General features: G+C 67.2%; 22 protein-coding genes. 18 read left to right on the forward strand and 4 right to left on the reverse strand.

What is annotated here, in order from left to right; translation table 11 throughout:
- Nucleotides 1-14: 14 nt before the first annotated feature.
- From ACIPXZ_RS15665 to paaK, 7 genes are all read left to right on the forward strand, one after another.
- Nucleotides 15-821, forward strand: a complete 807-nt coding sequence (locus tag ACIPXZ_RS15665; protein ID WP_400595979.1) for a MerR family transcriptional regulator — start codon at nt 15-17, stop codon at nt 819-821.
- Between the two features lie 74 nt (nt 822-895).
- Complete coding sequence (gene cysS / locus ACIPXZ_RS15670) at nt 896-2,374, forward strand: cysteine--tRNA ligase (RefSeq protein WP_400595981.1); 1,479 nt, start codon at nt 896-898, stop codon at nt 2,372-2,374.
- Nucleotides 2,375-2,429: 55 nt separating this feature from the next.
- Nucleotides 2,430-3,425, forward strand: coding sequence for a 23S rRNA (guanosine(2251)-2'-O)-methyltransferase RlmB (gene rlmB, locus ACIPXZ_RS15675; protein WP_400595983.1), 996 nt, complete (start codon nt 2,430-2,432; stop codon nt 3,423-3,425).
- A 9-nt stretch (nt 3,426-3,434) separates the two neighbouring features.
- Complete coding sequence (glgX, locus tag ACIPXZ_RS15680; protein ID WP_400595985.1) at nt 3,435-5,567, forward strand: glycogen debranching protein GlgX; 2,133 nt, start codon at nt 3,435-3,437, stop codon at nt 5,565-5,567.
- A gap of 7 nt (nt 5,568-5,574) precedes the next feature.
- Complete coding sequence (locus tag ACIPXZ_RS15685; RefSeq protein WP_400595987.1) at nt 5,575-6,069, forward strand: ribonuclease domain-containing protein; 495 nt, start codon at nt 5,575-5,577, stop codon at nt 6,067-6,069.
- Nucleotides 6,066-6,401 (forward strand): barstar family protein, encoded by a 336-nt coding sequence (locus tag ACIPXZ_RS15690; protein WP_400595989.1) that lies wholly within the window; start codon nt 6,066-6,068, stop codon nt 6,399-6,401. The genes ACIPXZ_RS15685 and ACIPXZ_RS15690 overlap by 4 nt, the downstream gene beginning before the upstream one ends.
- 186 nt (nt 6,402-6,587) lie before the next feature.
- The gene (gene paaK / locus ACIPXZ_RS15695) at nt 6,588-7,895 is read left to right on the forward strand and encodes a phenylacetate--CoA ligase PaaK (protein WP_400595991.1); all 1,308 of its coding nucleotides are present in this window, start codon (nt 6,588-6,590) and stop codon (nt 7,893-7,895) included.
- A gap of 104 nt (nt 7,896-7,999) precedes the next feature.
- Here the strand turns inward: paaK and ACIPXZ_RS15700 are convergent, their stop codons facing one another.
- Entirely contained in the window at nt 8,000-8,599 is a 600-nt protein-coding gene (locus ACIPXZ_RS15700; RefSeq protein WP_400595993.1) for a TetR/AcrR family transcriptional regulator, read from the reverse strand.
- 1 nt (nt 8,600) lies between these two features.
- A complete protein-coding gene (gene paaZ / locus ACIPXZ_RS15705; RefSeq protein ID WP_400595995.1) occupies nt 8,601-10,652 on the reverse strand; it encodes a phenylacetic acid degradation bifunctional protein PaaZ in 2,052 nt (683 codons plus the stop codon).
- 135 nt (nt 10,653-10,787) lie between these two features.
- Between paaZ and paaA the strand changes: the two genes are divergently transcribed.
- The 10 genes from paaA to ACIPXZ_RS15755 are packed head-to-tail and all read left to right on the forward strand — an operon-like array spanning nt 10,788 to nt 18,786.
- The gene (paaA, locus tag ACIPXZ_RS15710; protein WP_400595997.1) at nt 10,788-11,747 is read left to right on the forward strand and encodes a 1,2-phenylacetyl-CoA epoxidase subunit PaaA; all 960 of its coding nucleotides are present in this window, start codon (nt 10,788-10,790) and stop codon (nt 11,745-11,747) included.
- Complete coding sequence (paaB, locus tag ACIPXZ_RS15715) at nt 11,744-12,040, forward strand: 1,2-phenylacetyl-CoA epoxidase subunit PaaB (protein ID WP_400595999.1); 297 nt, start codon at nt 11,744-11,746, stop codon at nt 12,038-12,040. Before paaA ends, paaB begins: the two co-directional genes overlap by 4 nt.
- A gap of 15 nt (nt 12,041-12,055) precedes the next feature.
- Nucleotides 12,056-12,991 carry a 1,2-phenylacetyl-CoA epoxidase subunit PaaC gene (gene paaC / locus ACIPXZ_RS15720; protein ID WP_400596001.1) on the forward strand — a complete coding sequence of 312 codons (936 nt, stop codon included), beginning with the start codon at nt 12,056-12,058 and terminating at the stop codon, nt 12,989-12,991.
- Between the two features lie 3 nt (nt 12,992-12,994).
- Complete coding sequence (paaD, locus tag ACIPXZ_RS15725; RefSeq protein ID WP_400596003.1) at nt 12,995-13,555, forward strand: 1,2-phenylacetyl-CoA epoxidase subunit PaaD; 561 nt, start codon at nt 12,995-12,997, stop codon at nt 13,553-13,555.
- A gap of 1 nt (nt 13,556) precedes the next feature.
- The gene (paaE, locus tag ACIPXZ_RS15730) at nt 13,557-14,642 is read left to right on the forward strand and encodes a 1,2-phenylacetyl-CoA epoxidase subunit PaaE (protein WP_400596005.1); all 1,086 of its coding nucleotides are present in this window, start codon (nt 13,557-13,559) and stop codon (nt 14,640-14,642) included.
- Between the two features lie 29 nt (nt 14,643-14,671).
- On the forward strand, nt 14,672-15,838 hold the full coding sequence (locus ACIPXZ_RS15735; RefSeq protein ID WP_400596007.1) for a thiolase family protein: 1,167 nt from the start codon (nt 14,672-14,674) through the stop codon (nt 15,836-15,838).
- Nucleotides 15,835-16,623: an enoyl-CoA hydratase/isomerase family protein gene (locus tag ACIPXZ_RS15740; protein WP_400596009.1), complete on the forward strand. Its 789-nt coding sequence runs from the start codon at nt 15,835-15,837 to the stop codon at nt 16,621-16,623. Before ACIPXZ_RS15735 ends, ACIPXZ_RS15740 begins: the two co-directional genes overlap by 4 nt.
- Nucleotides 16,620-17,447 (forward strand): 3-hydroxyacyl-CoA dehydrogenase family protein, encoded by an 828-nt coding sequence (locus ACIPXZ_RS15745; protein WP_400596011.1) that lies wholly within the window; start codon nt 16,620-16,622, stop codon nt 17,445-17,447. The genes ACIPXZ_RS15740 and ACIPXZ_RS15745 overlap by 4 nt, the downstream gene beginning before the upstream one ends.
- A complete protein-coding gene (gene paaI / locus ACIPXZ_RS15750) occupies nt 17,441-17,989 on the forward strand; it encodes a hydroxyphenylacetyl-CoA thioesterase PaaI (RefSeq protein ID WP_400596013.1) in 549 nt (182 codons plus the stop codon). The genes ACIPXZ_RS15745 and paaI overlap by 7 nt, the downstream gene beginning before the upstream one ends.
- Nucleotides 17,986-18,786, forward strand: a complete 801-nt coding sequence (locus ACIPXZ_RS15755; protein ID WP_400596015.1) for an enoyl-CoA hydratase/isomerase family protein — start codon at nt 17,986-17,988, stop codon at nt 18,784-18,786. Before paaI ends, ACIPXZ_RS15755 begins: the two co-directional genes overlap by 4 nt.
- Nucleotides 18,787-18,824: 38 nt before the next feature.
- On the opposite strand, the gene ACIPXZ_RS15760 is transcribed toward ACIPXZ_RS15755, so the two are convergent.
- Nucleotides 18,825-19,433 carry a TetR/AcrR family transcriptional regulator gene (locus tag ACIPXZ_RS15760; protein WP_400596017.1) on the reverse strand — a complete coding sequence of 203 codons (609 nt, stop codon included), beginning with the start codon at nt 19,431-19,433 and terminating at the stop codon, nt 18,825-18,827.
- A gap of 134 nt (nt 19,434-19,567) precedes the next feature.
- On the opposite strand from ACIPXZ_RS15760, the gene ACIPXZ_RS15765 reads away from it, so the two are divergent.
- Nucleotides 19,568-19,984 carry a PaaI family thioesterase gene (locus ACIPXZ_RS15765; RefSeq protein ID WP_400596019.1) on the forward strand — a complete coding sequence of 139 codons (417 nt, stop codon included), beginning with the start codon at nt 19,568-19,570 and terminating at the stop codon, nt 19,982-19,984.
- Nucleotides 19,985-20,110: 126 nt separating this feature from the next.
- On the opposite strand, the gene glgP is transcribed toward ACIPXZ_RS15765, so the two are convergent.
- Entirely contained in the window at nt 20,111-22,717 is a 2,607-nt protein-coding gene (gene glgP, locus ACIPXZ_RS15770; RefSeq protein ID WP_400596021.1) for an alpha-glucan family phosphorylase, read from the reverse strand.
- Nucleotides 22,718-22,834: the final 117 nt, after the last annotated feature.

The following is a 22,834-nucleotide window of genomic DNA, read 5'->3' on the forward strand; positions in this document are numbered from 1 at the left end:
GAACTGATCAGGTCATGTTGAGTATCGGAGAGTTCGCGTACCTGGGCGGAGTGTCTGTGAGGATGCTGCGCCACTACGATTCCCTCGGCCTCGTGGTGCCCGCCGCCACGGACGAGTGGACTCGTCGCAGGAGCTATGAGATGTCCCAGCTTCCGCGGCTGCGTCAGTTGCTGGCCCTGAAGGATCTGGGGTTCGGTCTGGACGAGGTCGGACCCCTGCTCGACCGTTCGCTGAGCCTGGAGGACATGCTCGCCATGCTCCGGGACCGGGAACGGGAGGTGCAGGAGGATCTCTTCGCCGGACAGGAACGGCTCGCCCGGATCCGCGAACGGCTCCGTGTCCTGGAAATGGAGCACGAAATGCCTGAATACACTCTGACCTCCCTGTCGGCGCTGGACTTCGTCCAGACGCAGCGGACGGTCGCCGGATCAGAAGAAGTGCCGCTGTACATCAGCGGAATGTACGACCGTCTGGAAGCCGCCTGCGAACGCGCAGGCTCAGCCGTCACGGGGCCGTCGATCGCCACCTATCTCGCGGGCGACGACGGCCTGCTCGTCACCGCAGCGCTCACCGTCAGCGATCCCTCCTCCGTTCTCGCCGAGGACGGGGCCCTGAGCGAGGGGCACGAGCCGGAGGTGCTCCGCGCGGCCACGCTCACCCATGAGGGCCGTATCCAGGACATCGGCGTCAGCTGGCAGACCCTGGGCAATCAATTGGCCGCCGCCGGGCTCGAACTGCGCGGCCCGTGCCGGGAGATCTACCACCGGACCGGTGACGGTGACGGCGGCTGGGTCGTCGAGCTGCAGCAGCCGCTCGTCTGAGCCGCCTTGCCGTCCCTGGGTCCTGTCGCGGCGGAAATGGCCGGGACAGGACCCCAGGGCATAGGCTTTGGCAGGTGACTCTGCGTTTCTATGACACGGCCACCGCCCAGGTCCGCGATTTCCAGCCGCTTGAGCCTGGAAAGGCCAGCCTGTACTACTGCGGTGCCACCGTGCAGGGCCTGCCCCACGTCGGGCATCTGCGCTCCGCCATCGCCTTCGACCAGCTCAGCCGCTGGCTGCGTTACCGCGGCTACGACGTGACCGTGGTCCGCAACGTCACCGATATCGACGACAAGATCCTGGCCAAGTCGGCAGAGTCCTTCGCCGCGGATTTCCAGCCCGACGGCGACCGCCAGGCGCGGGAACCCTGGTGGGCTCTGGCTTACCGCTACGAGCAGGCGTTCCGCCGCGCCTACGAGGCCCTCGGAGTGTCCGCGCCCAGTTACGAGCCCCGGGCCACAGGTCACGTGCCGGAGATGCACGAGCTCATTCAGCGACTGATCGATGGTGGTCATGCCTACCCCGCCCCGGACGGTTCCGGGGATGTCTACTTCGATGTCCGGTCCTGGCCGCAGTACGGCGCCCTGACCCGCCAGAACATCGACGATATGCAGGCCGCCGCGGACGCGGATCCGCGCGGCAAGCGTGATCCTCGCGACTTCGCCCTCTGGAAGGGACACAAGGCCGGTGACCCCGAGACGGCCGCCTGGGATTCGCCCTGGGGCCGGGGCCGGCCGGGCTGGCACCTGGAGTGCTCGGCGATGGTCACGAAGTACCTCGGGCCGGCGTTCGACATCCACGGCGGTGGCCTGGACCTGCGTTTCCCGCACCATGAGAATGAGCTGGCCCAGTCCACGGCCGCCGGAGACCACTTCGCGACCCTCTGGATGCACAACGGCATGGTCACTTACCAGGGCGAGAAGATGTCCAAGTCGGTGGGCAACACGGTCAGCCCGGAGGAGATGCTCGCCCAGGCGAGTCCGCGCGTCGTGCGTTACTACCTGGGCCAGGCTCAGTACCGTTCGGTGCTGGACTACAACCCGGGGTCCCTGGCCGAGGCGGCCTCGGCGGTGGAACGGATCGACGGGTTCATCTCCCGTGCGGTGCGTGCCGTGGCCCAGGCGGACGGTTCCGTATCGCAGGGGAGCGCTGTCGGATGGTTCGACGACGGCGTGGTCCCGGAAGCGTTCGGGACCGCGATGGATGACGATCTCAATGTCCCGGCTGCGCTGGCCGTGCTGCACGAGACCGTGCGCGCGGGCAACGCGGCGCTCACGGAGGGTGATCAGGATGCCGTCCGTGCGGCGTTGTCGTCCGTGACCGCGATGACCCGGGTTCTCGGCCTCGACGACGTCGCGACGTCGGCCGCCGTCGAGGGCCCGGCGGCCAGTGCTCTCGACACGCTCGTCCAGTCCCAGCTGGAGGCCCGTGCGAAGGCGCGTGCGGAGAAGGATTGGGCCGCTTCCGATGCGATCCGCGATGCCCTCACGGCGGCCGGCGTCGTCGTCGAGGACGGCCCCCAGGGGGCCACTTGGAGCCTGCGGCGCGACTGACACGCGTGATGTCCGTAAAATGGTAGTGGTCCGCAAACTACCGCAGGGGTGAATCATGGCCAATATCGGCCGTTCCGGAGCTGTCCGAAAGCACAAGAAGGGTGCCAGCGTAGGCACTGGCGGCCACGGCCGCAAGGCGCTGGAGGGCAAGGGTCCCACCCCCAAGGCTGAGGACCGTGAGTATCACAAGGCCTATAAGAACAAGGTCCTCGCCGAGCGGGCGGCCGCGAAGCGCAAGACCGCCGACGGTCGCCTGGCGCGTCGTGGTTCCGGCCCCAAGGGGCGTGCCACGGAGGAACTCGTCACGGGACGCAACTCCGTGGTGGAGGCGCTGCGCGCGGGCATCCCGGCCAAGACGCTGTACGTGGCCATCCGGATCGATGTGGATGACCGTGTCAAAGAGGTGCTCAAGCTCGCGGCCGAACGCGGCCTGCCGATCATCGAAGCCAGCAAACCGGAGCTGGACCGTCTGACCGAGGACGCCGTCCACCAGGGGCTTGCGCTGCAGATTCCGCCGTACGAATACGGCGACGCGATCGATCTGGCCACGGAGACCATGGAGGCGTGGCGCAAGGGGCACATCGCCAATCCGCCGCTCTTCGTCGCCCTGGACGGCATCACGGACCCGCGCAATCTCGGGGCCATCATCCGCTCCGTCTCCGCGTTCAGCGGCCATGGGGTCATCGTGCCCGAGCGCCGGGCAGCCGGCGTCACCGCGGCTGCCTGGAAGACCAGCGCCGGAGCGGCGACGCGTGTTCCGGTCGCCCGCGCGGGCAATCTGAACAACACCCTCAAGACCTTCCAGGATCTGGGCATCTTCGTCCTCGGCCTGGACGGCGACGGCGACGTCTCCCTGCCCGGCCTGGACCTGGCCACCGAGCCCATCTGCCTTGTGGTGGGTTCCGAGGGCAAGGGTCTGAGCCGCCTGGTCCGGGAACACTGCGACCAGATCGTCTCCATCCCGATCGATTCCGCGATGGAGTCGCTCAACGCGGGCATGGCCGTTGCCATCTCCCTGTACGAAGTGTCCCGACGGCGCTCCACCACCTGACGTATGACCATGAGTGAACCCATCACCCGTCCCCTCGAGTTCGTGGTGTCCGCCTCCCGCCCGTTTCCGCTGGGCGTCACTGAGGCGCGCCAGGCCGAACAGCACGGCCCGGACACGGTCAATGTGGCCGTCTTCGCGCCCGCGCTGCCCTCGGTGTACGTGCATCTCCTCGGGCCCGACGGCGTCTGGCGCCGCAGCCGGCTGAGTGAGAAGAGCGGTGGCGTGCACCACGGACTCGTTCCGCGCTTCCCGCTGGGCACCCGTTACGGTTTTTCGGGCCCGCCGAGTGCCGGCAGCGTGGCAGGCGCCCAGCTGTTCGGTCTGGACGACGACGGCGGGGCCGCCTCGGGAGTGCCCGCGGGCCTGCTGCTGGACCCCTATGGGAGGGGAGTCGATCTGCTGGACGGCGCCTTGGTCTCGATGCGCATGCACCAGGATTTCGACTGGGGTTCCGACCGTCGGCCGAACGTCCCCTGGCGGGACACGGTGGTCTACGAGGCCCATGTGAGGGGCTTGACCATGCTGCACCCGGACATCCCGGAGGAGCTGCGCGGCAGCTACGCCGGGCTGGCCCATCCGGCGATGATTCAGCATCTGAAGTCCCTGGGCGTGACGGCGGTGGAACTGCTGCCGGTGCACTTCCATCTCGATGAGGCCCATCTGGAGGACCTCGGCCTGACGAACTACTGGGGCTACAACACGGCCTCGTTCTTCACCCCGCATCCGGACTACGCCACCCGGCAGGCCCGTGAGGCAGGCCCTGGAGCGGTCCAGGACGAGTTCAAGGGCATGGTGAAGCTTCTGCATGCGGCGGGGCTGGAAGTCATCCTGGACGTCGTCTACAACCACACGGCGGAGGGCGGCAAGGATCGTCCCGCGATCAGCTTCCGCGGTCTGGGGGACGAGTCGTACTACCGTCATGACGGCAACGGGAACTACTACGACACCACCGGTTGCGGGAACTCCCTGAACTTCGGCGAGCCCCGGGTGGTCCAGCTGGTCCTTGACTCGCTCAGGCACTGGGTGCAGGACTATCACGTGGACGGTTTCCGCTTCGATCTGGCCACCACCCTGTGCCGGGACGAGCACAATCGTTTCGACCCGAAGCACCCCTTGCTGGTGGCTCTTGCGGCGGACCCGGTGTTCCATGAGGTCAAGCTGATCTCGGAACCCTGGGACGTGGGCCAGGACGATTCCTGGCAGACGGGCCGCTTCCCGTTCGGCTGGGTCGACTGGAACGACCGTTTCCGGGACACCGTGCGCTCCTTCTGGCTGAGTGAGCACGCCGCGATCGACGCCGGGCACCAAGGGAGGAGCGTGTCCGCGCTGGCCGATGTGGTGTCAGGGACGGCGTCGCTGTTCGCAGGCTCCGGGCGCACGCGTCTGGCCTCGTTGAACTTCATCACGGCACACGACGGCTTCACGCTTCAGGACTTGGTGTCCTACGACCGGAAGCACAATGAGGCCAACGGCGAGAACAACCGGGACGGCAACGACAGCAATCAGAGCTACAACCATGGATACGAAGGCCGCACCGAGGTGGAGTCCCTTCTCGCTCAGAGGGCTCTGAGCAGCCGGAATCTCATGACCACCCTCATGGTCTCCCTTGGCGTGCCGATGCTCGTGGCCGGCGACGAACTGGGCCGGACCCAGCAGGGCAACAACAACGCCTACAACCAGGACAATGCTCTGACCTGGGTGGACTGGACCTCCACCCGGGAGAGCCGCCAGATGTTCCAGGCCACGCGCCGGGCCATCCGCATCCGGCGTGAGTTCATGGAGGCGCAGCCCTACGACTACCCGCAACGCGATGAGTATTCCTATCTGCACTGGTTCAACCAGGATGGCGAGTTCATGTCCGGGGAGGACTGGAACAACCCGGAGCAGCGACTGGTCCAGCTCCTGCTCGGTTCCCGCAAGGGGCGGATCGACGGACTGGTCGTGATCAACGGTGGCGCCGCCGATGTGGAGATCACCTTGCCGCGGCTGGAAGAGCTCGGTGTCACCGGCGCGAACGCCGAACGCAGTTTCGAGCTGAGACTCTCCACCTCGTTGATCCACGAGGAACGGCGCGGCACTCGCCGGGCAGAAGGGGAGAAGGACCTGGTGGACGCCTTCTCGATGAACATCTACCGACTCTGAGGAGACCATGAACCGCAAAGCCCTGCTCTCCCTGGCCGGGATCATCGCCGCCGCCCTCGTGGCGGGGCTGATCTGGATCGGCACCTCGGGCGGCCATGCGAATCACGACGCGGGCGGGGCTTCGGCCACGTCGGGACAGAAGACGTCCGGAACGGGCGGGACCTCCTCCGGGAAGACCCCCAAGGGGTCTCAGGGGAAAGCTCCGACGAATCCCAGCTCACTGGCCTCCGTGAAGGAAACCCAGCTTCCGGCCGAGGCCCAGAAGACCCTGGAACTGATCGCCCAAGGCGGCCCCTACCCTTACAGCAGGGACGGCATCAACTTCGGCAATTTCGAAGGTGTCCTGCCCAAGAAGGGTGGCGGTTACTACAAGGAGTACACGGTGCCGACCCCTGGTTCCAAGGATCGCGGGGCCAGGCGGATCATCGTCGGTTCAGGTCACGAGAAGTACTACACGGCGGATCACTACGCCACGTTCCGTTTCATCCTGGAGGGACAGTGAGAAGCTACGACGCGCGTCGGTACACCCTTGCCGAACTGGAGCACGCGGCCCTCTCTCAGGGGCGGGAGGCATACGCTGTTCCGCGGGCACCGGATCGGACCGGCGTTCTCGACGCCTTCGCCGTCGCGCTGGGGTTCCCGGAATACTACGGGCGCAATCTGGACGCGCTGAACGACTGCCTCGGCGAATGGGCGGCGCAGCTGAGCTATCCGTCGATCCTCATGTGGGAGAAGGCTCCGGAGCTCGACGACGCCACTGCCTCCGCGATCGCTGAGATCCTCACCGTCACCGAAGGACAGACGGGACACCTCGCCGTCGTCGTCCTGGACTGACTCTCTCGCATGACACAGCCCCTTGCCGCTGACGGTGAGGGGCTTTGTCGTGCGTATTGCGCCGCACCCCTACCCATGTGATCTGGGACACGATATAGTACCGAATGTTCGGTCAGTATAAATTCCGGGACGAGCTGATCTCCCGGGCGTCCGTGCGGTGCGCGGCGCGAAGCGTGAGGGAGCAGCATGCAGGATTTGAGCCCGCGGCCCGGAGATCTGGACCCGATCGAGACCGCTTCGGTGGACGAACTGCGCGCACTCCAGTTGGAACGGATGAAGTCCACGCTCCGCAACGCCTACGAGAACGTGCCGCATTACACGAAGGCATTCGACGCCGCCGGTGTTCATCCCGACGATCTGAACTCCCTGGCGGACCTGGCGAAGTTCCCCTTCACCACCAAGCAGGACCTGCGTGACAACTATCCGTTCGGCATGTTCGCAGTGCCTCGCGAAGAGGTGGTCCGTGTTCATGCATCCTCCGGGACCACTGGGCGTCCCACCGTGGTGGGCTACACGCGCGACGACCTCGACATGTGGGCGACCGTGGTGGCCCGGAGCATCCGTGCGGCCGGCGGGCGCGCCGGGGACGTCCTGCACAACGCCTACGGCTATGGGCTCTTCACCGGCGGGCTGGGCGCGCACGGCGGTGCCGAGAAGCTCGGCTGCACCGTGATCCCGGTGTCGGGCGGCATGACGGAACGGCAGGTTCAGCTGATCCAGGACTTCAAGCCCGACATCATCATGGTCACCCCGTCCTACATGCTCGCGATCATCGAGGAGATGGAGCGGCAGGGCATCGACCCGCGGTCCACCTCGCTGAAGGTCGGCATCTTCGGCGCCGAACCGTGGACCAACGACATGCGTCGCGAGATGGAGGAGCGGCTGGACATGCATGCCGTGGACATCTACGGGCTCTCCGAGGTGGTCGGTCCGGGAGTGGCCAGCGAGTGCGTCGAGACGAAGGACGGGCTGACGGTCTGGGAGGACCATTTCTATCCCGAGGTGGTGGATCCGTTCACCCTGGAGCCTGTGGCGGACGGAGAGGAGGGCGAACTGGTGTTCACCTCGCTCACCAAGCAGGCCATGCCGATCATCCGGTACCGCACCCGGGACCTCACCCGGCTCCTGCCGGGAACGGCCAGGACGATGCGTCGCATGGAGAAGATCACTGGCCGCACGGACGACATGATCATCCTGCGCGGTGTGAACCTCTTCCCGACCCAGATCGAAGAGCTGATCCTGCACACCCCAGAGCTTTCGCCGCACTTCCAGTGCGTGCTGGGCCGCCAGGGCATCCTGGACGACATGACCGTCCGCGTCGAACAGCGCGACGGCGTGAGTCCGGAGGCCGCGCATGCCGCTGCGATGAGCCTCAAGCGCCTGGTGAAGAGCAAGATCGGCGTCACGGTCGCCGTCGACGTCGTCCTGCCGGGAAGTGTCGAACGCTCCAATGGCAAGATGCGCCGGATCCTCGACAACCGTCCGAAGAGGTAGCCCTGGGGGTCAGATCTTCGTTGAGTTTGCGATTTCTCGGGCTTCGGGGGCACGGAGGCCCGAGAAACCGCAAACTCAACGGCCGCGGGCGTGGGCCCAGCGAACTACCGCGTCCGGATCCCATCCAGCAGCAGGGAGTGGATCTGCGCCGTCAAGGCCTCCGGCGTCACGTTCCGCTCCGGGCGGTACCACTCGCGCACCGAGTTGATCATGCCGAACACGAGCCGGGCGGTGGTCTTGGCGTCGACGTCGGCCCGGATGTCGCCTTCGTCGATCGCATCCTGCACGACGGCGGCCACGGCCCTGTTGTAGCTGCGCCGCTGTTCGAGCGCCCAGCGTTCGGTCTCCGTGTTGCCGTGCACGTTCAGCAGCAGCGTGACGTAGGGGAGCCGCTCGGCCAGGATCTCCAGGTTCCTCCGGATCAGGTACTCCAGCCGCCCGATGGCCGGCCCCTCCAGAGCCCTGGGCTCGGAGATCGTCGCCATCAGCGGTTCCAGTGCCCTTTCCAGCCCCAGTCGCAGGAGCTGCTCCTTGCTCTCGATGTGATGGTAGATCGAGGACTTGGACAGCCCGGATGCCAGGGACAGATGCTGAAAGCTGGTGCCGTCGTAGCCGCGCTCCGTGAAGACGCTGACCGCGACGTCCAGGAGTGTGTCGAGGGTGTAGGGCGTCCGGTTCTCGCGGGGCGCGGCGTTGACGGTCACCTCACACCTGTCCGATGCCGAGTGCCAGCTCCTTGGCCACCAGGGTGAGTACGTCATAGGTCGCCACGGCTTCGCCGTCCTGATTGCTCACCACGGCGTCCCAGCGCACTTCGCCGTAGTCGGCGGAATTGCGCGGGGTGATCTGCTTGACGGTCAGAGCCACGGAAATGGAGTCGTCCACCTTCACCGGCGTCAGGAACCGCAGATTGTCCACACCGAAGTTCGCCAGCACGGGTCCCGGGTTGGGCTCCACGAACAGCCCGGCTGCCAGGGAGACCACCAGGTAACCGTGTGCCACGATGCCACCGAAGAGCGGGTTTTGCGCCGCTGCCTCCGGGTTGGTGTGGGCGTAGAAGGTGTCGCCTGTGAACTCGGCGAAATGGTCGATGTCGGCCAGCGTGACCGTCCGGGGCGCGGAGTCGATCCCGTCTCCGATCCGCAGCTCGGCCAGGCTCTTCCGAAACGGATGGACGTCCGTCACATTGCGCCGTGAGCCGGTGGTCCAGCGGCCCGTGATGGCCGTGATCATGTCCGGCGAACCCTGGAGTGCAGTGCGCTGCATGTGATGCAGGACGCCGCGGATGCCGCCCAGCTCCTCGCCGCCGCCCGCGCGCCCCGGGCCGCCATGGACCAGTACTGGCAGCGGGCTGCCGTGACCGGTTGACTCCGCGGCGTCGTCGCGGTCCAGGACCAGCACGCGGCCGTGCCACGGGGCCAGGCCGAGGGTCACCTCGCGTGCGACGTCGGGGTCGTGGGTCACCAGCGATGCCACCAGACTGCCCTTGCCGCGGGCGGCTAGGGCGACGGCGTCCGCCGTCGTGCGGTAGCCGATGACGGTGCTGACCGGGCCGAAGGGCTCGACGTCGTGCGGTTCGCTCGCGCCGTCGTGCGCGCGCAGGAGCACGGGGGAGAGGAATGCGCCGGCTTCGGAGTCTGCGCCCACGGTCTCCACCGTGTCCGGATCGCCGAAGACGACGTCGGCGCCGCGGCGCAGCGTGCTGATGGCCTTGCGGACCTCCTCGCGCTGGCCGCGGCTGGCGAGGGCACCCATGCGTACCGCTTCGTTTGAGGGGTCGCCCACCACGATCTTGGCCAGGCGTGCGCTGAGGGCGTCGATGACGGCGGGAACCATGGCGTCGGGGACGATCGCCCGGCGGATCGCGGTGCACTTCTGCCCGGCTTTGACCGTCATCTCCGCGACGACGCCCTTGATGAACAGCTCGAACTCGGGATCGTCCACCGTGACGTCCAGACCCAGGATGGAGCAGTTGAGCGAATCGGCCTCCACGCCCAGGCGGACGCCGCGTTCCTGGACGGCCGGGTGCCGCCGGAGCAGGTCGGCGGTGGAGGCGGAACCGGTGAAGTCGACGGAGTCCTGCGTGCCGAGCTCGTCCAGAAGGGTGCCGGCGCTGCCGCTGACCAATTGCAGGGTTCCCTCGGGCAGGATCCCGGACTCGATGATCCGGCGTACCACCGCCTCGGTGAGGTACGCCGTCTGGCTGGCGGGCTTGACGATGCTCGGGAGTCCTGCGAGGAAGGCGGGGGCGAGTTTCTCCAGCATGCCCCAGACCGGGAAGTTGAAAGCGTTGATCTGGACCGCGATGCCGGTCCGGGAGGTGTAGACGTGCTGCCCCACGAAGGTGCCTCCGCGGCTGAGTCCCTCGATGCCGCCGTCGAGCACGATGGTGTCGTTCGGCAGTTCGCGGCGTCCCTTGCTCGCATAGGAGAAGACGGTGCCGATGCCGCCGTCGATGTCCACGAAGGAGTCCCGCTTGGTGGCGCCGGTGCGGTAGGAGAGGGCGTAGAACTCGTCCTTGTACTGGCCGAGATGCAGAGCCACGGCCTTCAGGGCCAGGGCGCGCTCGTGGAAGGTGAGCGCTCGCAGAGCAGGGCCGCCGACGTCGCGGGCGTGCCGCACCATGGCGGCATAGTCGAGGCCGGTGGTGGAGATCCGTGTGACTTCTTCGCCTGTGGCGGCGTCCAGCAGGGCCTGCCCTTCGTCCTGCGGGCGGAACCAGGTCCCTACGGCGTAACTCTCCAGCACTGAGCTCATGCGACGTCCTTTCGAATACCCTGCGGCGGGGAAACGCGCCGGTCTTCTCACCGGGCATTGCGCCAGCCGTGTGTCCTGTGCCACAGTAGTACAGAATGTTCGGTCAGTAAATAGTTCAGACCTTCTGGAGGCGCTATGTCATCGGCAGTCGCAGAGCCGGAGCTGGAGGCTCAATTCGAGGCCATCGTGGCTCGCAAGGATCGCATCGAGCCGCGTGACTGGATGCCCGAGTCCTATCGGAAGACTCTCATCCGTCAGGTGGCGCAGCACGCGCATTCGGAGATCATCGGCATGCAGCCCGAGGGGAACTGGATCGGCCGGGCACCGTCCCTGCGGCGCAAGGCGATCCTGCTCGCCAAGGTCCAGGACGAGGCCGGACACGGGCTCTACCTCTACTCCGCCGCCGAGACGCTCGGCACTTCGCGTGACCAGCTCACCGAGATGCTGATCGAGGGCCGGCAGAAGTATTCGTCCATCTTCAACTACCCGACGCTGTCCTATACGGACGTCGGAACCATCGGCTGGCTCGTCGACGGGGCGGCGATCTGCAACCAGGTCCCGCTCTGCAGGACGTCCTTCGGCCCCTACGGCCGGGCGATGATCAGGATCTGCAAGGAGGAGTCCTTCCATCAGCGGCAGGGCTACGAACTCCTCATGACCATGATGCGTGGAACAGCAGAACAGCGGGAGATGGTCCAGGAGTCGGTCAATCGTTTCTGGTGGCCGGCCCTGATGATGTTCGGCCCCCCGGACGACGCCTCCCCGAACACCGCTCAGTCCATGGCGTGGGGCATCAAGACCCACACCAATGATGAACTCCGTCAGAAGTTCGTGGACATGAGCGTGCCTCAGGCCGAAGCCCTGGGTGTCACGTTCCCGGACCCCGGTCTGGCATGGAATGAAGAACGCGGTCACTACGATTTCAGCCAGCCCGACTGGGACGAGTTCTGGGCCGTCGTCAAGGGGGACGGGCCCTGCAACACTCAGCGGCTGAACCACCGGAGGAAGGCCTGGGAAGACGGCGCCTGGGTGCGGGAAGCGGCGTCGGCGTTCGCGGCGAAGGAAACGGCGATGGCCGAGGAGGCACAGGCATGAGCGAGAAGATCCGCAGCGAATGGCCGCTGTACGAGGTGTTCGTGCGTGGCAAGCGCGGACTGAACCATGTGCACGTCGGTTCGGTCCATGCCCCCGACGACGCGATGGCCCTCCGCCACGCCCGGGACGTCTACACCCGCCGGAACGAGGGCGTGAGCATCTGGGTGGTGAAGTCCGCCGACATCACCGCCAGCAGCCCGGACGAGAAGGATCCGCTCTTCGCCCCCAGCGGGGACAAGGTCTACCGTCACCCCACTTTCTACGAGATCCCGGACAACGTCCCCCATATGTGAGGCAGGAGGAACGACATGGCTGAAGTGCACACCCCCGCAGAAAATGAACATGACAACGCCTACGCAGGCCTCCTGGTCAACGATGCGCATTGGGCGTTCGGCACCGACTTCGAAGACCCGCTGGCCGGCGTCGACACCACGGTTCCCGACGGCGTGGACGCCGGGCAGCTGGGAGCCTACTGCCTGATGCTGGGCGACGACGCCCTGGTCCTCTCCCAGCGTCTCTCCGAGTGGTGCAGTCACGCCCCGGACCTGGAAGAGGACATCGCGTTGGCCAACATCGCCTTGGACCTCCTGGGCCAGGCCAGGCTTCTGCTGGCCCGTGCCGCCGCGGCGGACCCCGGGATGGTCCCGGCCCTGCCGGACGGTTCACCGGTTCCGGATGAGGACCGTCTGGCGTTCTTCCGGGACGATCCCGCCTTCCGGAACGTCCGGCTCGCCGAGGTCCCCAACGGGGATTTCGCCGAGGTGATCGTGTGCGTGCTGCTCTTCTCCAGCTGGCGTCTGGCGCTCTTCGAGAAGCTTGCCGGCAGCCGCGACGCCGTGCTGGCCGCCATCGCCTCCAAGGGGGCCAAGGAGCTCAGCTACCACCGTGACTTCGCCGCGCGCTGGTTCCTCACCCTGGCCCAGGGAACCGAGGAGTCCAGGCGTCGTCTGACCGATGCGCTGGCATATCTCTGGCCTCTCTGGAGCGAGCTGTTCGAGAGCCACGACGTTGAACGGGCCGTCGCCGAAGCCGGGGTCGGAGTCGATCCGGCAGGACTGCGCGACGAGGTGGACGTGGTGCTGGAACAGGTCTTCGCCGCCAGCGGCATGACGCGCCCTGAGTCCGGTGCCCTTGCCGGAATACAGGGACTGAAGGGCCGCGACGGCCGCCACACGGAGGCCCTGAGCCGCCTGCTCGCCGAGATGCAGGTGGTGGCACGTGCCCATCCCGAAGGACGGTGGTGACGGATGACCGCCACCGTGCACGCCGAGAGCAGCCAGGAGCCTCTGGAGCGCACTCTTCTGGAGCGCACTCTCCTGGAGCGCGCTTGGGAAGCCGCCGGCCGGGTGCGGGATCCGGAGCTTCCGATGCTCAGCCTGATCGACCTCGGAGTCCTGCGTGACGTTCAGCTGGAACAGGACGGGGCCGTCGTCGCGGCCATCACCCCCACCTACTCCGGCTGCCCGGCGATGGCCAGCATGCGGGACGACCTGGTCCGGGAACTCCGGACGGCGGGTTTCACCGATGCCCGGGTCCGGGTCGCCCTGGAGCCGGCCTGGACCACGGACTGGATCACGGACCGCGGCCGGAACGCGCTCGCCGAGGCAGGTATCTCTCCTCCCGGGCCCGCGCCGCGCCGTAGCGGGCCGGTGCCCCTCAGCTTGCTGCCGACCCGTCGTGCGGTGAGCTGTCCGCAGTGCGGCAGCCCCGACGTCGAACTCAATTCCGAGTTCGGTTCCACCGCCTGCAAAGCGATGTACCGCTGCCGTGCCTGCCTTGAACCCTTCGACCATGTGAAGGAGATCTGACGTGACAGTCATCGCCCGCCCGGACACCGCTAACCGCGTGGCCTTCCACCCGCTCACCGTCAGCGCCATCGAGTCCCTCACGGACGACTCGGCGGCGGTGACCTTCGAGGTGCCCGAGGAACTGCGCGAACTCTTCGCCTTCGACGCCGGGCAGTCGCTCACGCTGCGCCGCATGATCGACGGCGTGGAACACCGCCGGACGTACTCCATCTGCGCGGCCGCAGGCTCCGCCCCCCGGATCGGTGTCCGGGAGATCCCGGACGGCCTCTTCTCCTCCTGGCTGGTCCGCCAGGTCCGCCCCGGGGACGTGGTGGAGGTCCAGGCTCCGAGCGGCAGCTTCCGAGCGGATCCGGCGCTGGCCGGCCGTCATCTGTGCATCGCAGCCGGATCGGGCATCACCCCGATGCTGTCCATCGCGGCCACCGTGCTGGCACACCCGGATGCCGAGGTCACCCTCCTGTACGGGAACCGGAAGACGAGTTCGGTGATGTTCGCTGAGGAACTGGCGGATCTGAAGGACGCGCATCACCGCCAGTTGGACCTGATCCACGTGCTCTCGCGGGAGCCGCGTGACGTGGAGCTGTTCTCCGGACGGCTGGACGGGGACAGGCTGCGCCGCATCCTGGGCGAGCTGATCCCGGTGCAGGACATGGACCACGTCTGGCTCTGCGGTCCGTTCTCCATGCTCACGGAGGCCCGCGAGATCCTCGCCGAACTGGGTGTTCCTGCGGATCGCATCCATTTCGAGCTCTTCTACGTGGATGCACCGCCGCCCGAACTGCGGCATGCGGACCGTGTCGCGGAAGGCGTGACCAGCGAGGTCACCGTGACGTTGGATGGGCGAAGCACCACCAGTGCCATGCAGCGGGACATGTCGATCCTGGATTCCGCCCAGCTCGTCCGCACCGACCTTCCTTTTGCCTGCAAGGGTGGTGTCTGCGGCACCTGCCGCGCGAAGATCTGCGGGGGAGAGGTGGACATGGTCCGCAACTATGCCCTCGAACCCTCCGAAGTGGCCGAGAATTTCGTCCTCACCTGCCAGAGCTTTCCGGTCAGTGAGAACGTCCTCGTCGACTTCGACGCCTGAAACCAGCCGCACCGACGAAGAGGAGCATCATGCCCGAGGCGTTCATTCTGGACGGTGTCCGGACCCCGATCGGCCGCTACGGCGGCGCCTTGTCCAAGGAACGACCGGACGATCTGGCCGCCCTGGTCATCCGCGAGGCCGTGCGGCGCAGCGGCGTCGACCCCGAGATCATCGACGAAGTGATCTTCGGTTCCGCGAATCAGGCGGGTGAGGACAATCGCAATGTCGCCCGCATGGCGACCCTGCTGGCAGGTCTGCCGGAATCCGTGCCGGGATTCACGGTCAACCGCTTGTGCGCGTCAGGGCTCACGGCCATCACGACGGCGCGGCAGATGATCGCGGCGGGGGACGCCGACGTCGTCGTGGCCGGCGGCGTCGAGTCGATGACCCGTGCGCCCTGGGTGATGGAGAAGCCTGCCAAGGCCTGGGCCAAGCCGGGCCAGAGCTGGGACACCTCGATCGGCTGGCGGTTCACCAACCCGCGCTTCGACGCGGATACCACCCTGACGATGCCGCAGACGGCCGAACGGGTGGCGGAACGCTGGGGACTGACGCGGGAGGAACTGGACGGCTTCGCCCTGCGCTCTCACCAGCGGGCTCTGGCGGCCCAGGCTGAAGGACGCTTCGAGCGGGAGATCGTGCCGGTCGGAGACGTGACGAGAGACGAAGGCCCGCGAGCCGACACCACGGCGGAGAAGCTCGCCGCCCTCCGTGCACTGCACGGCCCCGGGAGCGTGATCACGGCCGGCAACTCCAGCTCCCTCAACGACGGTGCCGCGGCGGTGGTCCTGGTCAGCGAGCGGTTCCTCACGGCACACGATCTGCAGCCACGGGCACGCGTGGTGACCGGGGCGAGCGCCGGGGTGGCGCCCGAGGTGATGGGCATCGGGCCCGTGCCGTCCAGCCTCAAGGCCCTGGACCGTGCAGGCTGGACCTCGGACGATCTCGATGCCGTGGAGCTCAACGAGGCTTTCGCGTCCCAGTCCCTCGCATCCATGCGTGAGCTGGGATTGGACCCGGAGCAGGTCAACGCCTGGGGTGGCGCCATCGCGCTCGGGCACCCGCTGGGCTGTTCGGGTGCCCGCATCACCTTGACCTTGTTGAGTCGTCTGGAGCACGACGGCGGCAAACGTGGCCTCGCGACCATGTGCGTCGGCGTGGGCCAAGGCTCCGCTCTGCTGCTGGAGCGGCCATGAGGACCGGAGACGGTGGCACCGTTTCACCCGGCGCCGGATCGGTTGCCGACGCGCTGCTGGTGGAGGAACAGGACGACCGCGTCGTTCTCCGGCTCAACCGTCCAGAGGTCCGGAACGCGATCGACCAGGACATGGTGGACGCCCTGCACGAGGCCTGCGGTCTGCTGGAACGCAATCCGCGGGTGGCGCTCATCGTGGGCTCGCAAGGAACGTTCGCGGCCGGCGCAGACATCGCCCAGTTGCGCGAGCGCCGCCTGGAGGACGCGCTGGCCGGCATCAACTCCGGGATCTTCGACCGGATCCACCGCTTGCCGATGCCGGTGATCGCCCTGATCGAGGGCTATGCCCTGGGTGGGGGTGCCGAGCTGGCCTACGCCTGTGACTTCCGGATCGGCACTCCGAGCGTGAAGATCGGCAACCCCGAGCCGGGCCTCGGCATCCTCGCAGCCGCCGGCGGGGCCTGGCGGCTGCGGGAACTGGTCGGAGAGCCCCTGGCCAAGGAAGTGCTCCTGGCAGGGCGCGTCCTCACGGCGCAGGAGTCCCTCGAAGCACGCCTCCTGAACGAGGTGGTGGAAGCGGAGGAACTGGAGTCTGCCGGACATCGCCTGGCGGACCGGATAACGGCCCAGGCGCTGCTGGCCGTGCGGATGAGCAAAGCAGCCTTCCACGCTCCGCGAGAGGCCCACCCGCTGATCGACAACATCGCCCAGGCCGTGCTGTTCGAGACCCAGGAGAAGCAGGATCGCATGACCGCGTTCCTGAACCGACGCAAGGAGAAACGATGAGCAGCGTCCCGCACGCCGTCGGTGTCTATGGCGGTGGCCGGATGGGTGGCGGCATCGCGCACGCCTTCGCCGTCGCCGGTGCCACGGTGACAGTGGTGGAGAACGACGACGCCTCCGCCTCAGCCGCCCGGGAGCGCGTCTCCGCGGGGCTGGCCAAAGCGGCGGATAAGGGCGTGGAGGTCACGGGGACCATCACGGTGGTGACCGATGCGGCCGCGCTCGCAGGCATTCCCTTGGTGGTGGAAGCCGTTCCGGAACTCACGGATCTCAAGCACTCGGTGCTGCGGAGGATCGAGGAGGTGGCGCCGCAGGCCCTGATCGGCAGCAACACGAGTTCGCTGTCCATCGATTCCCTCGCGGAGGCCCTGAACGATCCGGCGAAGCTGATCGGGCTGCACTTCTTCAATCCGGTTCCCGTCAGCGAACTGGTCGAGGTGGTGGTCGGGGCACGGACGGCGCCCGGCCTCGTGGAGACGGCCCGCGGCTGGGTGGCTGGTCTCGGCAAGACCGCGATCACCGTCAAGGATGCTCCCGGATTCGCCAGCAGCCGGCTCGGTGTGGCCATCGCTCTGGAGGCCATGCGGATGCTTGAAGAGGGCGTGGCCAGTGCCGAGGACATCGACACCGCCATGGTCCTCGGTTATCGCCATCCTGTCGGGCCGCTGAAGACCACCGACATCGTGGGCCTGGATGTGCGCCTGAACATCGCGGAACATCTGGAGTCCGAGCTGGGGCCTCGCTTCGCACCACCGCAGCTGCTGCGGGACAAGGTGGCCGCCGGTGAACTGGGCCGTAAGAGCGGACAGGGGTTCTACTCATGGTGAACGCCGTGCGGAGCGAGCAGGACGAATCGTCCATGGACCCTGAGCAGCTCGCTCGCCAGTGTGCCGAGGTCATGTGGTCCACCGACCACGCCAGCCAGGGGCTCGGCATGAGGATCGAACACATCGGCCCGGGCGAGGCCACACTGACCATGACGGTGCGGCAGGACATGGTGAACGGGCACGGGATCTGTCACGGAGGGTTCATCACCACGCTCGCCGACAGCGCCTTCGCCTTCGCCTGCAACAGCCGGGGGACCGTGACGGTGGCCTCGGGCATCCAGATCGATTTCGTGGAACCCGGTCACCTGGGCGATGTCCTCCGAGCCGAAGCCCGGGAGGTGGTTCTCCGTGGCCGTTCCGGTGTCTACGACGTCACGGTTCGCCGGGAGGGGACGGTCATCGCGGTGTTCCGGGGACGCAGCCGGTCTCTGAACCGTGCGCTCCTTCAGCAGACGAACCCGGCATCGGCCAACGCGACACCGAGTGGCCCAGTACCGACCAACCCAGTGCAGATGAACTCAGCGATCAAGGAGCAGGCATGACCGATTCCCCCGTCCTCGTCCGTCGTGACGGCACCGTCGCCACCATTGTGCTGAACCGTCCCGAGCGCCGGAATGCCCTGACGGTCGAACTTAAAGCAGCGCTGCTGGACGCGGTCCTGGACGTCGCAGGAGATACTGCGGTCAGGGCCGTGGTCCTGGCGTCCTCCGGCCCTGCGTTCTCCGTAGGCCAGGACCTTGCGGAACATGCCGAAGGGCTGAGGAGCGGAAGCGAGGAGGCTTTCGGCACGGTTCGCGAGCACTACTCGCCCGTGGTGCGAAGCCTGCTCAGCATGCCCAAGCCGGTGATCGCCGCGGTCTCAGGGGCCTGCGTGGGCGCCGGGCTCGGCTTGGCCCTCGCCTGTGACTATCGCGTGTTCGGGGAAGGGGTGAAGCTCGGCACGGCCTTCAGCGGCATCGGGCTCACCTTCGATTCCGGGCTGTCCGTGACCTTGCCACGCGCCATCGGGGACGCACGCACGCGGGAACTCATGCTCTTCTCCCGCCTGTTCACAGCGGAAGAAGGCATCACCTGGGGCATCGCAGGCGAGACCGTGGCGGGCGGTGATGGTGACGCCGTCCTGGGCCGTGCCGTCGAACTCGCCACACAGCTTGCCGCCGGGCCCACTCAGGCGTTCGCGCAGACCAAGAAGCTACTGCTGAAATCCGGGACCAGCAGCCTCGACGAGGCGCTGGAGGCGGAAGCCGAGGGACAGATCCATTGCGGACGGACCCGGGATCACGTCCAGGCCGTCGAAGCGTTCCTCAGCCGCGCCAAACCCGACTTCCAGGGAGAGTGACGGAGACGCCTGGCCGGTCCGCCGGGCGGACCGCCGGCTCAGCGCGGACGGAGTCCGTCCAGGGCGATTGCGATCACCTGGGCCGCCAGAAGCTGCGGGTCGATGGGTCCGCCCGGGCGGTACCACTCGGTGATGGAGTTGACCATGCCGAAGATCAGGCGCGTGGCGATCCCGGTGTCCACGTCCGTCCGGATCACACCGTCCTGCTGAGCCTGGCGGACAAGGTCCATGATGCGGTGGTCGAACGCCCGGCGGCGTTCCAGCGCCGCCTGCTCCACGGGGCTGTTGCCGCGCAGCCGGAGCAGCAGCGTGACCTGAGCCCGCTGTGCCGTCAGCACCTCGACGGCGCCGCTGATCACCCGGTTGAGCTGCTCCGCCACGCCGTCGTTCTCCGCCAGCGCGCTCTCCAGAGAACCTTCCAGACCGCTCAAGGCACTCTCCAAGGCGAGCTCGAGCAGCTGCTCCTTGGAATCGAAATGGTGGTACAGGGCGGACTTGGACAGCCCCAGCCGCTGGGCCAGATCGGCCACGGACGTGGCATCGTAGCCCTGTTCGTTGAAGAGTTCGACGGCGATCCGGAGCACCTCGGAACGGTCGTAGCCGGGCCGTCCGCGCCGGGCCGTGCCGGAGGTGGCTGGGGTGGTCATGGATTCTCCTCGGGGACATCGATGAGGTCTTGTCCGGCCGGGCGTCATCTGTCATGATTACCGACCGATCGGTCTGACTTAGCAATCTAGCAGTCGTCGCTGATCCGACACGACGACGGAAGACAAGGAGCATCATGAGCGCAGAGGCCAAGCACGAGCCCTGGACCATTCATCTCGGCGAGCTGGACCGCAAGATGGGCATCGAGGTCGTGGAGCAGTCGGTCGAGCGCGTGATCACCAGGATGCCGGTGGAGGGGAACACCCAGTCCCTCGGGCGTCTGCATGGGGGAGCGACGGCGGCGCTCGCGGAGGCGACCGGATCCTGGGCCGGCATGATCCATGCGAGCACCCGCGGCAAGGTCTGCGTCGGTGTGGATCTGAACATCACCCATCATCGGGGACTGCGCGGTGGCGAGGTCACCGCCGTCGCGACCCCTTTGCACGCGGGATCACGGATCGCGAGCTATCAGGTGATCGTCACCGGCCCCGACGGCGAGCTGGTGGCCAGTGCGCGGATCACCAATCTGCTGATCGACCCCGAACGGCACTGACTCGGACCGGCCTCCGCCCCCGCCGAGCTCGCTGCCAGGGTGCCGTCTCGTTCATTCAACGAGCGAGCCGGCAACCGAATAGCGAGCTCAGCGGGGGCGGACCGTGTCCCGGTGAGGTTCGCCGTCTCAGGCGTTGACCACGAGGCCGAGCTCGGCGAGGTTCGCCAGGCCCTCGTGCTGCGGGAACACCCGGACGGTGTAGCCGAAGGCTCCGGAGAGATCCACCGGGATCGAGCCGGAGAAGAGCCACCGCCCGTTGCCCAGATCCTCCGCGGGGGCGAGAGCCACACTCTGCGGGTTCTCGATACCGTCGTCGTGCCCGGCTCGGCCGTAGGCGGCCATCACCTGGACTTCGCGCGGTTCGAGGCCGCCCAGCGAAAGATAGGCGCTGACCTGCACGGTGTCGCCGATCTGCGGGGAATCGTTGCTTCCCAGCCCGTCGACGTGCTCCACATGCACACCCGGCCAGGCCGCACGGACCCGTGTCGTGTACTCGGCCAGCTCCTTGGCCTGGGCGAAGTGTTCCTCGACGGCGGAACGTCCGGCGACCGCCGCGGGGGTGTAGAGCCCGTTGACGTAATCCTTCACCATGCGATCCGCGGACACGGCCGGGCCGAGGTGGGCCAGGGTGTGCTTGATCATGGAGATCCACGCAGTGGGCAGGCCTTCGTCGTCGCCGGCAACCGACGGACCGGCGGCGCCGGCGTCCTCAGAGACCACCGAACCGTAGAAGCGTGGGGCCACATGCGACTCGATCAGCTCATAGAGCGCCGCCGCTTCGATGTCGTCACGTTCCTCCGGGGATGCGCCGTTGTTAGCGGTCGGGATCGCCCAGCCGTTCTCGCCGTCGAACAGTTCGTCCCACCAGCCGTCCAGGACCGAAAGGTTGAGCGAGCCGTTGATCGCGGCCTTCATGCCGGAGGTCCCGCACGCCTCAAGCGGACGCAACGGGTTGTTCAGCCAGACATCGCAACCGGGGAACAGGGTCCGTGCCATCGCGATGTCGTAGTTGGGCAGGAAGACGATCCGGTGCCGGACCTCCGGGTCATCGGTGAAATGGACCAGATCCTGGATCATCTTCTTGCCCGCGTCGTCCGCCGGGTGCGACTTGCCGGCGATCACCAGCTGCACCGGGTGCTCCGGATCCAGCAGGATCTTCTTCAGCCGGTCCGGTTCGCGCAGCATGAGCGTGAGCCGCTTGTACGTGGGGACTCGCCGGGCGAAGCCGATGGTCAGCACATCCGGGTCCAGCACGCTGTCCGTCCAGCCGAGTTCGGCGTCGGCGGCACCGCGTTTCTTCCAGGACGCCCGCAGACGACGGCGGACATCGGCCACGAGCTTGCTGCGCAGTTCCCGCCGCAGAGCCCAGAGGGTCTCATCGGGCACGTTGTACGCGAGGTCCCAGCGCCCCAGGGACTCGGCGTCGGGGCCGAAGGCATCCCGCGCGAGGGTTCCGATGCTGGGATCCACCCAGGTGGGAACGTGAACGCCGTTCGTGACCGAGGTGATGGGGACCTCGGAGTTCTCGAATCCAGGCCACAGCCCGGAGAACATCTCCCGGGACACCACGCCGTGCAATTTGGCGACGCCGTTGGCCCGCTGGGCGAGGCGCAGCCCCATGACGGCCATGTTGAACTTGCCCGGGTCCCCGCCCTCATAGTTCTCCCGGCCGAGGTCGAGGATGCTCTCCACCGGGACGCCCGGAGCGAGTCCGGCACGGAAGAAGTGTTCGATCTGCGCCAGTTCGAAGCGGTCGATGCCGGCCGGGACGGGCGTGTGGGTCGTGAAGACCGTGGAGGCGCGTCCCGCGGCGAGGGCCTCGTTCCAGCTCAGGCCTTCGCCGGCCATCAGCTCCTGGATGCGTTCGATGCCCAGGAAGCCTGCGTGGCCTTCGTTGGTGTGGAACACCTCGGGTGCGGGTCCGCCGGTCAGGCGGGCGTAGGCGCGCAGCGCCTTCACCCCGCCCATGCCGAGCAGCAGCTCCTGCTGAAGACGGTGGTCGCCGCCTCCTCCGTACAGCCTGTCGGTGATGCCGCGCGCGGCGTCGTCGTTACCGGGGACGTTGGAGTCCAACAGGAGGAGGGGGACACGGCCCACATCGGCACGCCATACCTGTGCCAGGAGCTGACGGCCGTTCGGCAGGGGCAGCCTGATGCTGACCGGGGTGTCGTCTTCTTCGCGCAGCAGGGTCAGCGGAAGGTTGTCCGGGTCCAGGACCGGATAGGTCTCCTGCTGCCAGGCATCGCGCGAGAGCGATTGCTTGAAGTAGCCGGCCTGGTAGAGCAGCCCGACGCCGATCAAGGGAACGCCGAGGTCCGATGCGGACTTCAGGTGGTCGCCGGCCAGGATGCCCAGGCCGCCGGAGTACTGCGGGAGTACCTCGGTGATGCCGAATTCGGGGGAGAAGTAGGCGATGCACCGCGGGGCACCCTGTGTCAGGCTCTGGTACCAGCGCGGCTCGCTGAGGTACCGGTCGAGATCGGCAGCGGCAGCCTGCACCCGGGACACCAGGTCCTCGTCCTTGGCGAGGGCCGCGTACTCCTCGGCGGAGATGGCGCCCAGCAGGGCCACTGGATCCTGACGGTTGCGCTCCCACAGTTCCGGGTTGAGCCCGGCGAACAATTCCCGGGTGGGAAGGTGCCAGGACCAGCGGAGGTTATTGGCCAATCGGGCCAAGGGGGAGATCGGCTCCGGCAGGACGGTTCGGACGGTAAATCTACGGATAGCCTTCACCTGCGCCACACTAACCGAGTCAGGCAACCATCGGAACAGAGGAAAGTTTCTTTTTGGTAAATGACACGCGGGTCCGGATTCTTTTACCGAGGCCTTAGCAATCGGCCGTGGTTCGGG

It is taken from the genome of Arthrobacter sp. NPDC090010 (genome assembly GCF_044748305.1).
GTDB lineage: Bacteria > Actinomycetota > Actinomycetes > Actinomycetales > Micrococcaceae > Arthrobacter_E.